Consider the following 11,637-nt stretch of genomic DNA (forward strand, 5'->3'; position numbering starts at 1 on the left):
CCCTCCGGCGGGGTCGCCGGCGCAGCGGCCGGGGCCGCGGGGGCCGGCGGCTGCACGGGCATGAAGACCTTGGTGGCGGGAGCCGCCGCCGGACCGCCGGGCTGGAACGTCGCCGGAGCCTGCGGGGCGCCGTAGGCGGGCGCGGCCGACTGCGGCGGGAGGTAGGCGKGCGGGCCGGTGGGCGCCGCCTGGTAGGCCGGAGGGCCCGAGGGCGCGGCCTGGTAGGACGGCGCGGGAGCGGGCGCCGCCGGGGCGCCGGGCGCGCTCTGCGACGGGATGGGCGAGAACATCGCTGTCGCGCCTTGCTGGACGGGGGCACCGACCTGCGGACCGGCGGGCCGGTACGGCGGCAACGGCCGCGAGGGCTCCCCCATGGGTGCCGGATAGTTCTCGCTCACGTCATTCCCTCCACGTGGTCGCGGTGTGCGACCGGCACGGACGTGCCGCTGGACCGTTCATCGGCGGCGCCGATGCCCGACTTGAGACTTCGGTGCACGTTGGGGTGCACCGACGGGGTCACGCCACGACGCGGAGGATCTCCTCGATCGAGGTCTGACCGAGCACGACCTTCTGCCAGCCGTCGTCGCGGAGCGGGATCATGCCCTGCTTCACGGCGGTGGCGGAGATGTCGGCCGACGACGAGTGCGCGACGGCGTGGCGCTCGATGTCCTCGGTGACCTGCATGACCTCGTGCAGCGCGAGCCGCCCGCGGTAGCCGGTCTTCGAGCACGTCACGCAGCCGGCCGGCCGGTAGAGCTCGGGGATCGGCTCGCCCGGCATCCACGGGAAGCGGGCGCTCATCATCTCCTCGGGCGACGGCTGGTACAGCTCCTTGCACTTGCTGCACAGGCGCCGCGCGAGCCGCTGGGCCACCACGCAGTCCAGCGCGGAGCCCACGAGGAAGGGCTCGATCCCCATCTCCGTGAGACGCGTGACCGCCGACGGCGCGTCGTTGGTGTGCAGCGTGGAGAGCACGAGGTGACCCGTGAGGGCCGCCTCGATGGCGATCTGCGCCGTCTCGTGGTCGCGGATCTCACCGAGGAGCACGACGTCGGGGTCGGAGCGCAGGATCGAGCGCAGCGCGCCGGCGAACGTCAGGCCGGCCTTCGGGTTGACCTGGACCTGGTTGATGCCCGCCAGCCGGTACTCGACCGGGTCCTCGACGGTGATCACGTTGATCTCGGGCTTGGAGACCGCGTTCAGCGTCGCGTACAGCGTCGTCGACTTGCCCGAACCGGTCGGGCCGGTGACCAGGATCATCCCGTAGGGCTTGGTGTACGCCTCGCGGTAGACCTCGTAGTTGGAGTCGAGGAACGACAGGTCGCGCAGGTCGAGGCTCGCCGTGGAGTTGTCGAGGATTCGCATGACGATCTTCTCGCCCCACACGGTGGGCAGCGTCGCCACGCGGAGGTCGATCTTGCGACCGTTGTGCACCACGGACATGCGGCCGTCCTGCGGCTTGCGGCGCTCCGCGATGTCGATGTCGCTCATGATCTTCACGCGGCTGATCACGCCGCTCTGGATCTGCTTGGGCGCCCGCTGGGTCTCGTGCAGCACGCYGTCGATGCGGTACCGGACGCGCAGGTCCTTCTCGGACGGCTCGATGTGGATGTCCGAGGCGCGGTCGGTGATCGCCTGCGTGACCAGCAGGTTGACGAATCGCACGATCGGGGCGTCGTCGTCGGCGATGTCCCCCATCTTCGACAGGTCGGCCTCGGGCTCGGCGGTGAACTCCTCGAACGCCTGCGAGAGGTCTTCCATCTCGTCGTCCGCGCGGCAGAACCGGTCGATCGCCCGCAGCAGGTTGTCGTGCGTGGCGATGACGGGGATCACCGGCATGCCGGAGACGTTGCGCACGTCGTCGACGGCCATGACGTTGCCGGGGTCGGACGTCGCGAGCACGATCGAGCCGCCCTCGAGGGCGACCGGGAGCACCGAGTACCGGCGGCACAGCGCGCTCGGCACCAGGCTCACCGCGGTGCGGTCGACCGGGTAGTCGTCGAGGTCCACGAAGTTCATGCCGACCTGGGCGGCGAGGGCCTTGACCAGCTGGCCCTCGGAGAGCACGCCCAGCTCGACGAGCGTGCGGCCCAGCGACGAACCTCGGGCCTGGGTCTCGTCCAGCGCCGCGAGCAGCTGCGCCTCCGAGACGAGGCCTTCGTCGAGCAGAATCTCTCCGAGCTGCTTCACGCGCGTCCCTCCGCCTCTGCCGGCGGCCGGTGACCGCGCGGATGTCTCCTCGGGTCAATCGGCAGGTGCAGCGACCTGCGTGAGCGGATCAGTGGGTCAGTTTGCCCTCGAGCGCCGCCGACATGGCGGCCAGGGGGGCCGACCTCCCGGTCATCAGGCGCACCTGCTCGGCCGCCTGGTGCAGCAGCATCTGCTCCCCACCGACGACCGCCCCCCCGGCGGCGGCCCAGGCGACGGACAGCGCGGTGGGCCGCGGGTCGTAGGCGACGTCGAGCAGCACGCCGCCGACCGCGCTCAGGCCGGCGGCGAGATCGTCGGCGGCGTGCGGCGGCAGGGTCGACACGACCACGTCCGCCCGACCGATCTCGGACGGCGCGGTGTCGAGGTTCCGGTACACCGGTGTGACGCCCATCCGGTGGGCCGCGCGCATGAGACCGCCCGCCCGGGCGACGGACCGCACGTACACCACGGGCGACGTGCAGCCCAGCTGCGCGAGGGCGGCGAGCGTGGACGACGCGGTCGCGCCGGCCCCGAGGACGGCCGCGGTCCGGACCGGGCCGTCGAGCGCGAGCGCCGCGACGATGCCGTGCACGTCGGTGTTCGCGCCGATGAGCGTGCGGCCCTGGACCAGCACCGTGTTCACCGCGCCGACCACCTCGGCCAGCGGCTCGACGTGGTCGAGGAGCGGGATCACCGTCTGCTTGAGCGGCATGGTGAGGCTGAGCCCCGCCCAGGTGCCGTCGAGACCGGCGACGAACGCCGGCAGCGCCTCCTCGGTCACGTCGATCGCGTCGTAGCGCCAGTCGTCGAGCCCGAGCGCGGCGTAGGCGGCACGGTGCAACGTCGGTGACAGCGAGTGCGCCACCGGGTGTCCGAGCACCGCCGCCCGTCGGGGGGCGGAGGACGTCACTTCCCGTTCGCCGCCTGCCACTCGCGGAGCTGCTCCACGTTCGCCTGGTGGTCGGCCAGGTTGTTGGCGAAGAGCGTCTCGCCCGTGTCGAGGTTGACGGTCACCCAGAACAGCCAGTCGCCCTCGGCCGGCGAGAGGACGGCGTCGATCGATGCGGTGCCCGGCGACGCGATCGGGGTCGGCGGCAGGCCCAGGTTCTTGTACGTGTTGTACGGGTTGCTGGGGTCCTGCGTGTCCGCGGTGGTGACGGCCGTGCCGGGCTTGCCCAGGCCGTAGGCCACCGACGAGTCGATGTCGAGCGGCATCTCCTTGGCCAGCCGGTTCTCGATCGCGCGGGCGACCTTCGGCCGGTCCTCGGCCAGGCGCGCCTCGCGCTCGACCAGGGACGCCTTGGTGAGCACGGTCTCCCACTGGTCCTGCGGGACACCCTTCTGGGTGAGGACGGCGACGGTCTGCGCGGTCATCTGCGAGAGCACGCTCGCCGCGGTCGCACCGGGCTCGACGTCGTACGTGGCCGGGAACAGCCAGCCCTCCGAGTTCCCGTTCGCCTCGGCCGGCAGGCCGATCGCGGTCGGGTCCGCCAGCGCGGCGGTGATGTCCTCGACGGGGATCAGGGTCTTCTCGTTGATCTTGGCGACGATCTGGTCCCGCGTGAGCCCCTCGGGGATGGTCACCTTCATCGAGACGCGGCTCGACGGGTTCAGCAGCGCGATGACCGCGTCCGACGCCTTCATCTCGAGCAGCATGCGGTACGTGCCCGGCTGGATCGAGCTGGCCTGCGGGTTGGCGGCGAAGGCCTCGTTGAACGCCGTCGCGCTGGCGACGACACCGGCATCCACCAGGGTCGACGCCATCAGGGCGCCGGTGTCCCCAGGCTTGATGACCACCTCGACGCTGCCGTGCCCGACACCCGAGTAGTCCTCGACGTTGCCGCCGGCGTTCGAGCCGCCGACGTGGAACATCCCGCCCATGAGCTCGACGACGACGTAGGCGGCGCCGGCGACCATGAGGACCGCGACGACGAGCACCCAGATCGAGCGGCGACGGCGGCGCTTGCGCTCACGCTGCTCCTTGGCCCGGCCTCGGGCGCGCGAGGGCCGGTGCTCGACGGGCGCGACGCGGGTGTCGCCACCGAACAGGTCGCTCACCTCGTCACTCCGATCTACAGGGGCCCAGCGGTCGGTCTGGCTGTTGGTCACGTGCGCGTCACTCCACTGTCGTCCGTGCGTCGCCCGCAGCCCCCCCGCGCGCCACCGGACCGTGCTTCGCTGGGTCGACGACGACCCGCTCACCGGGACGACGCCCCGACGCACGCTCCGCGTCAAGCGCGGACTGCAAGATCACCACCGCGGCCGCCTGGTCGACGACCTGACGGTGGCTGCGTCCGGATCGGCCGGACGCATGCAGCGCGTGATGGGCGGACACCGTGCTCATCCGCTCGTCGACGAGCCTCACCGTGACGGGTGCGACTGCCTGCGCCAGTTGGACAGCGTACGCGCGCGCGGCCTCTGATGCTGAGCCTTCGGTCCCCGACAGGTGCATGGGAAGTCCGACGTACACAACACCCACACCTCGCTCCTGCACCTCGCGCACCACCTCGGCGATGTCGGCCGGCAGCCGGCCCTTGCCGCCGGTGGCTCGCGCCAGCGTGGCGACAGGGGTCGCGATCAGGCCGTCAGGGTCGCTCGTCGCGAGCCCCACGCGCACGGAGCCGACGTCGACCCCGAGGCGCCGCCCGCGGGCGACGACCTCACCGGGGTCGGTGTGTCCCTGCACGTCAGCCGTTCGCCGCAGCCGCGACCGCAGCCAGCGCCTCGGCCAGGCGAGCGGGGTCGGTGCCGCCGCCCTGCGCCAGGTCGTCCTTGCCGCCACCGCCGCCGCCGAGGATMCCGGAGGCCGTGCGGACCAGCGCGCCCGCACGCACGCCGCGCTCGCGKGCGCTCGCGTTCGTGGCCACGACGACGACCGGCCGACCCTTGCTGATCCCGCCGATGGCCACGACCGCGGGCGTGCTCTCGCCCAGGCGCGACCGGACGTCGAGCACGAGGGTGCGCAGCTCGTCGCCGCCCACCTCGCCCGCGTCGTGGGTGACCACGCGGGTCTCCCCCACCGTCGCCGCGCCCGAGGCCAGCGAGCCCGCCTGCGCGAGGAGCGACGCCTGCCGCAGCGTCGCGAGCTCCTTCTCGGAGTCCTTCAGCTTGGTGAGCAGCGAGGACACCCGCTCGGCGAGCTCGTCGGGACGAGCCCCCAGCAGGCCGGAGAGCTGGCCGACGACCGCGCGCTCCTTCGCCTGGTAGCCGTAGGCCCCGGCACCGACGAGGGCGTCGACGCGCCGCACGCCGGAGCCGATCGCCGACTCGGACAGCAGGGTGACGAGCCCGAGCTCGCCGGACCGCTTCACGTGCGTGCCCGCGCACAGCTCCAGGGACCAGCCGTCGCCGATGTCGACGACGCGGACCTCGTTGCCGTACTTCTCGCCGAACAGTGCCATCGCCCCCCGGCCGCGGGCCTCGTCGATCTGCATGACGGAGTCGGTGACCTCGAGGTCGTCCTGGAGCCGCTCGTTCACGCGCGCCTCGATCTCCGCGACGACCTGCGACGGGGTCGCCGACGGGGAGCGGAAGTCGAACCGGAGCCGGCTCGGCGCGTTGAGCGATCCCGCCTGCGTGGCGCTCTCGCCGACGGACTCGTGCAGCGCCTTGTGCACCAGGTGCGTGGCGGTGTGCGCACGGGCGATCGCGCGCCGCCGGTCGACGTCGATCGACGCCGTGCCGGACTCGCCGAACGTCACCGTGCCGTCGACCAGCCGGCCGTGGTGCACGGACAGCCCCTTGACGGGCGCCTGCACGTCGTCGACCTCGATGCGCGCGCCGCCGTCCAGCAGGATCGTGCCGGTGTCGGCCAGCTGGCCGCCCGCCTCGGCGTAGAACGGCGTCACGTCCAGCACGACCTCGACGTCCGCGGGCGCGGTCGCCGCAGGCGCGGGCACCCCGTCGACCAGCAGGCCGACCACCCGCGACCGCGCAGTCGCGTCCGTGTAGCCGATGAACTGCACCGGCTTGGCGTTCTCGGTGCTCAGCGTGCTGTGCAGGTCCTGGTAGGCCGCGTTGTCCGCGCGGCCCGCGCGCTTGGCCAGCGCGTCCGCCCGCGCCCGGTCCCGCTGCTCCTTCATGAGCGTGCGGAACGCGGTCTCGTCGACGGCCACACCCTGCTCGGCCGCCATCTCGAGGGTCAGGTCGATCGGGAAGCCGTACGTGTCGTGCAGCTGGAACGCGTGCGACCCCGAGAGCACCGAGAGCGCCTTCTGCTTGACGTTCTGCACCGCCGTGTCGAGGATCGTCGTCCCCGCTGCCAGCGTGCGACGGAATGACTCCTCCTCGGCGTACGCGACCTGGCTGATCCGCTCGAAGTTCTGCGCCAGCTCGGGGTAGGACGGGCTCATCGCGTCACGGCTCATCGGCAGCAGCGTGGGCAGCGCGACGTCGTCGACGCCCAGCAGCCGCATCGAGCGGATGGAGCGACGCAGCAGACGGCGCAGGACGTAGCCGCGGCCCTCGTTCGAGGGGGTGACGCCGTCGCCCATGAGCATCAGCGCGCTGCGCACGTGGTCGGCGACGACCCGCATGCGCACGTCGTCGTCGTGCACCGCGCCGTACCGCTTGCCGGACAGCTCCTGCGCACCCTGGATGACGGGGAAGACCTCGTCGATCTCGTACAGGTTGTCGACGCCCTGGAGCAGGTACGCGACCCGCTCGAGCCCCATGCCCGTGTCGATGTTCTTCTGCTTGAGCTCGCCGAGGATCGGGAAGTCCTCCTTGCCGCCCCCGTTGCCGCGCTCGTACTGCATGAACACGAGGTTCCAGATCTCGAGGTAGCGGTCCTCGTCGACGACCGGGCCACCCTCCGCGCCGAACTCCGGACCGCGGTCGACGTAGATCTCCGAGCACGGACCCGCGGGGCCGCGCGCACCGGTCGACCAGTAGTTGTCCTTCCAGCCGCGGCGCTGGATCCGCTCGTCGGGCAGGCCCGCGATCTGCTTCCAGAGCGCCGCCGCCTCGTCGTCGTCGTAGAAGACCGTGACCCAGATGCTGTCGGGGTCGAAGCCGAAGCCGCCGTTCTCGCGCGAGCCCGTGACCAGCTCCCAGGCGTAGGTGATCGCGCCTTCCTTGAAGTAGTCGCCGAACGAGAAGTTGCCGTTCATCTGGAAGAACGTGCCGTGGCGCGTGGTCTTGCCGACCTCCTCGATGTCGAGGGTGCGCACGCACTTCTGCACGCTGGTCGCCCGCTTCCACGGCGGCGTCTGCTCGCCGAGCATGTAGGGGATGAACGGGACCATGCCGGCGATGACGAACAGCGTCGACGGGTCCGGGGAGATCAACGAGGCCGAGGGCACGACGACGTGGCCGTTGCCCTCGAAGTAGTCGAGCCAGCGCTGGCGGATCTCGGCGGTACGCATCGTGTCCTCGTCGTCCATCTGTCGTGTCTGTGGTGCAGCGTCAGGTGACGCCCTGGGTGTTCCCGGTAGCTCAGAAGAAGGTGTAGCCGTCGTCGTCGTCGGGGTCCTCGGTGGGTCCGGCGGCCCAGTCCTCGTCGCGGTGACGGGCCGCGGACCAGGACCGGCGCAGGTTCTCGACCCGTTCGGGTCGCTCGGCCTTCAGGGCCTCCACGTCGACGTCGCCGACGAGGTCGTGCCGCAGCTGCTGCTCGCGCTCGGCCATGCCGACGAGGAACTCGCTCWTGAGCGTGGCCACGGCGTGCGAGACGCGCTGGACACCGTCGAGCGCGTCCGTCGTCCCGGCGGGGAGGTACGTCTCGACGATCGTGCGGCCCTTGCGGATCACGATCACCGTGACGACGACGCCCAGGGCGAGCCAGGTCAGTCGGCGCGCCATCATCGGCTCCGGCGCGCGCTCGCCGCGAGGCCCGACAGGGCGCGGCGCACACCGTAGGAGAAGGCGGCGACCTTGATCATCGGCGAACCGACGGTCGCGGCGAACAGCGACGTGAGCGCCGACACGTTCTCCGACACCTGCGCGGCGGCGGTGGTGACGGTGTCGATGTTCTCGAGCTGCGTGTTGGACGAGGCGACCAGCGTGGCGGTCTCGTCGAGCACCGGCACGGTGTGGTCGGTGATCTCCTTGACGGAGGTCCGGGTCTCGTCCAGCACCCGCCCGAGCTTGATGAGGGGCACCGCCAGGAAGCCCACCAGCAGCACGAACGCGATCGCGGCGATCAGCCCCGCGACGTCACCCACCGACATGTCTTGCCTCCTGGTCCCGGGGCCTTCGACCCCGCGGAAACCCTACCGGTCCCGGACGCACGGACGCCCCGCAGCGCAGGTGCGCGGCGGGGCGTCAGTGAGAGATCGGATCAGCGGGCGTAGTACTCGACGACCAGCTGGACCTCGCACGTCACGGGGATCTCCGCGCGCTTGGGGTGGCGGACCAGGACGGCGCTCAGCTTCTCGAGCTGCACGTCGAGGTAGCCCGGGACGGCCGGGAGGACGTCGCGGTGGGCGCCGGCGGCGGCGACCTGGAACGGGACGGTCGCCTGGCTCTTCGGCTTGACCTGGAGCGTCTGGCCCGGCTTCACGCGGAAGGAGGGACGGTCCACGATCTTGCCGTCGACGAGCACGTGACGGTGCACGACGACCTGGCGGGCCTGGAGGATCGTGCGGGCGAAGCCSGAGCGCAGGACGAGSGCGTCCAGGCGGGTCTCGAGGTTCTCGACGAGCGCCTCACCGGTCAGGCCCGGGGCCTTGCGGGCGTCCTCGTACGCACGAGCCATCTGCTTCTCGCGCAGCGCGTACTGSGCGCGCAGRCGCTGCTTCTCACGCAGACGGACGGCGTAGTCCGACTCGGTGCGACGACGCGCACGGCCGTGCTCGCCGGGGGGGTACGGCCGCTTCTCGAAGTGCTTGACGGCCTTGGGCGTCAGCGCGAGGCCGAGGGCGCGCGAAAGGCGCACCTGGCGACGCGAGCGGGTCACGCTGCTCACAGAGTTACTTCCTGTCGTTGTAGACGTCACACCCGGAGACGGAGATGTTCCGCCGGGCGTGGGGCCGACCGTGGATGCGTCGCGTCTGTTCTCGACGCTGGCTAAGGCCCCAGGTGGTCGTCCGGCCGGGGGCGTGCTGCACGTTCAGAGCACACCCGTCCCGCGGACGACCTCGACACTCTACCCTGCGACGACCCCGATCCCCGAATCAGGCCTGGTCGTCGAGGATCGCGCGGATGCGGTCGAGGCGTTCGGTGACCTGCCGCTCGTAGCCGCGGTCGCTGGGCTCGTAGTAGCGCGTGCCGAGCAGCTCGTCCGGCAGGTACTGCTGGGCGGCGACGGCGTGCGGCTGGTCGTGCGCGTACAGGTACGAGGTCCCGTGGCCGAGCTGCTTGGCGCCCGGGTAGTGGGCGTCGCGCAGGTGCTGAGGGACCGACCCGATGCGGCCGGCCCGGACGTCGGCCAGGGCGCGGTCGATCCCGAGGTACGCGGCGTTGGACTTCGGCGCCGTCGCCAGGTGGACCACGGCCTCGGCCAGGATGATCCGCGCCTCCGGCATGCCGATGAGCGCGACGGCCTGCGCCGCCGCGACCGCCGTCTGCAGCGCGCTGGGGTCGGCCATGCCCACGTCCTCGGCCGCCGCGATCACGATGCGGCGGGCGATGAAGCGCGGGTCCTCCCCCGCGGCGATCATCCGCGCGAGGTAGTGCAGCGACGCGTCGACGTCCGACCCGCGCATGGACTTGATGAACGCGCTGATGACGTCGTAGTGCTGGTCGCCGTCGCGGTCGTAGCGGACCGCGGCGACGTCGATCGCCCGCTCCATGGTCGCCAGGTCGACCAGCACGGGCGGGACCGCGTCGTCCTCGGACAGCGCCGAGCCCGCTGCCGCCTCGAGGATGGTCAGGGCCTTGCGCGCGTCGCCGCCGGCGAGCCGCAGCAGGTGGTCCTCGGCGTCGTCGGCCAGCGTGATCGAGCCGTCGAGCCCGCGCTCGTCCTCGACGGCCCGCCGGACCAGCCGGCGCACGTCGTCCGTGTCGAGCGGCTGGAGCGTGAGCAGCAGCGACCGGGACAGCAGCGGGGAGTTGACCGAGAACGACGGGTTCTCGGTGGTCGCCGCCACCAGCGTCACCCACCGGTTCTCCACGCTGGGCAGGAGCGCGTCCTGCTGCGCCTTGGTGAACCGGTGCACCTCGTCGATGAACAGGACCGTCTCGGTCCCGTCGGTGGCCAGCCGGCGCCTGGCGTCCTCGATCACGGCCCGGACGTCCTTCACGCCGGCGGTGACCGCCGAGAGCTCGACGAACCGGCGGCCCGACGTCGCGGCGATCAGGTACGCGAGCGTCGTCTTGCCCGTGCCCGGAGGGCCCCAGAGGACGACGGACGTCGGTGCCGCGCGCCGCGCCGCCTCGTTGGCGGGCTCGACCAGTCGGCGCAGCGGGGAGCCTGCCACCAGCAGGTGCTCCTGGCCCGCGACCTCGCCCAGCTCCCGCGGTCGCATCCGGACGGCGAGCGGTGCCCCGGCTCCGACGGCGGGCAGCCCCGCGGCCGTCTGCGTCACCGCATCGAACAGGTCCATGCGGGCAGGGTACGCACGCGGACCGACGTCCGAGCGCCGCGGGCACGCCGAACGGGTGCCCCGTGTGCGCGCCGGTCGTTCCACCTGCGACGATGGCCCGCGTGTTCGCCCGTGTCGGTCGCGCCGTCGCCCATCACCCACGCCTCACTGTCGTCGCGTGGCTGGTCCTCGCCGTGCTCGGATACGGTCTGGCCGTCCTCGGGGTGCACGGCGAGAACCTCTTCGACCGCCTGAGCACGGGTGCGCCGTCGGTCCCCGGCTCGGAGTCCGCCGAGGGACGCCAGATCCTCGAGGACGCCGACCAGAGCGGACCGTCGCTCACGCTCGTCCTGCAGGGTGTCGACCCGACGGACCCGGACGTCGCCACGGCGATGGTGCCGGTGCGAGCCGAGCTGACCGCGATCGACGGGGTCGCGTCGGTCATCGACCCGCTCGGGCTGCCGGACGGCGCGGCCAACCCCGCAGCCGCTCCCCTGGTGGCCACCGACGGGGACGGCTTCCTCGTCGTCGTCGAGATCGAGCCGGACCTGTCGGCCGACGACGAGCAGGCCGCGCTCGACGAGGTCGAGGCGCGCCTGCGCGACGTCCCCGACGACCTCGAGGTGGCGGCGCCCGGCGTCACCGGGATCGTCGGCGGCAACACGCTCATCGTGCAGGCCATCACGGACCAGGTGGAGACCGACCTGCGCACGGGCGAGACGATCGCCCTGCCCGTCGCGCTGCTGATCATGGTGCTGGTGTTCGGCGGGTTCCTCGCCGCCGCGATGCCGATGGCCGGGGCCATCGCGTCGATCGCCGGGGGTCTCGCCGCGCTGCTGGCCTTCTCGTACGTGCTCGATCTCGACTCGTCCGTGGTCAACATCGTCACGGTGCTCGGGCTCGGTCTGTCGATCGACTGGGGCCTGCTCATGGTGTCCCGGTTCCGCGAGGAGCTGCACCGCCTGGTCGACGACGACGGCGG

General features: G+C 72.0%; 10 protein-coding genes and 1 pseudogene. 1 reads left to right on the forward strand and 10 read right to left on the reverse strand.

Annotated features, from left to right (window positions below; all coding sequences use genetic code 11):
* The 10 genes and pseudogenes from ACXJKG_RS14235 to ACXJKG_RS14280 form a co-directional block, all read right to left on the reverse strand.
* Window positions 1–398, reverse strand: a pseudogene (locus ACXJKG_RS14235) (type IV pili twitching motility protein PilT); the annotation flags it as partial.
* A 118-nt stretch (window positions 399–516) separates the two neighbouring features.
* On the reverse strand, window positions 517–2,190 hold the full coding sequence (locus tag ACXJKG_RS14240; protein ID WP_456846402.1) for a GspE/PulE family protein: 1,674 nt from the start codon (window positions 2,188–2,190) through the stop codon (window positions 517–519).
* Between the two features lie 88 nt (window positions 2,191–2,278).
* Complete coding sequence (locus tag ACXJKG_RS14245; RefSeq protein WP_456846403.1) at window positions 2,279–3,100, reverse strand: shikimate dehydrogenase; 822 nt, start codon at window positions 3,098–3,100, stop codon at window positions 2,279–2,281.
* Window positions 3,097–4,248 carry an endolytic transglycosylase MltG gene (gene mltG / locus ACXJKG_RS14250; RefSeq protein ID WP_456846404.1) on the reverse strand — a complete coding sequence of 384 codons (1,152 nt, stop codon included), beginning with the start codon at window positions 4,246–4,248 and terminating at the stop codon, window positions 3,097–3,099. Before mltG ends, ACXJKG_RS14245 begins: the two co-directional genes overlap by 4 nt.
* Window positions 4,249–4,306: 58 nt before the next feature.
* Window positions 4,307–4,876: a Holliday junction resolvase RuvX gene (gene ruvX, locus ACXJKG_RS14255; RefSeq protein ID WP_456846405.1), complete on the reverse strand. Its 570-nt coding sequence runs from the start codon at window positions 4,874–4,876 to the stop codon at window positions 4,307–4,309.
* A 1-nt stretch (window position 4,877) separates the two neighbouring features.
* The gene (gene alaS / locus ACXJKG_RS14260; protein WP_456846410.1) at window positions 4,878–7,556 is read right to left on the reverse strand and encodes an alanine--tRNA ligase; all 2,679 of its coding nucleotides are present in this window, start codon (window positions 7,554–7,556) and stop codon (window positions 4,878–4,880) included.
* A 70-nt stretch (window positions 7,557–7,626) separates the two neighbouring features.
* Window positions 7,627–7,992 (reverse strand): hypothetical protein, encoded by a 366-nt coding sequence (locus tag ACXJKG_RS14265; protein WP_456846406.1) that lies wholly within the window; start codon window positions 7,990–7,992, stop codon window positions 7,627–7,629.
* Window positions 7,992–8,360 carry a DUF948 domain-containing protein gene (locus ACXJKG_RS14270; RefSeq protein ID WP_456846407.1) on the reverse strand — a complete coding sequence of 123 codons (369 nt, stop codon included), beginning with the start codon at window positions 8,358–8,360 and terminating at the stop codon, window positions 7,992–7,994. The genes ACXJKG_RS14265 and ACXJKG_RS14270 overlap by 1 nt, the downstream gene beginning before the upstream one ends.
* Before the next feature lie 110 nt (window positions 8,361–8,470).
* Window positions 8,471–9,097, reverse strand: a complete 627-nt coding sequence (gene rpsD, locus ACXJKG_RS14275; RefSeq protein ID WP_370505192.1) for a 30S ribosomal protein S4 — start codon at window positions 9,095–9,097, stop codon at window positions 8,471–8,473.
* Window positions 9,098–9,305: 208 nt separating this feature from the next.
* Complete coding sequence (locus ACXJKG_RS14280) at window positions 9,306–10,676, reverse strand: replication-associated recombination protein A (RefSeq protein ID WP_456846408.1); 1,371 nt, start codon at window positions 10,674–10,676, stop codon at window positions 9,306–9,308.
* Between the two features lie 92 nt (window positions 10,677–10,768).
* On the opposite strand from ACXJKG_RS14280, the gene ACXJKG_RS14285 reads away from it, so the two are divergent.
* Window positions 10,769–11,637, forward strand: an 869-nt coding sequence (locus ACXJKG_RS14285) for an MMPL family transporter (RefSeq protein WP_456846409.1), incomplete at its 3' end; no start/stop codon positions are given.

The sequence above is a fragment of the Cellulomonas sp. P5_C6 genome (genome assembly GCF_054049635.1).

Bases quoted from the DNA above. Each gene is read 5' to 3' on its own strand.
- ACXJKG_RS14270 (WP_456846407.1), bottom strand. From the start codon at position 8,360: ATGTCGGTGGGTGACGTCGCGGGGCTGATCGCCGCGATCGCGTTCGTG.
- ACXJKG_RS14280 (WP_456846408.1), bottom strand. From the start codon at position 10,676: ATGGACCTGTTCGATGCGGTGACGCAGACGGCCGCGGGGCTGCCCGCC.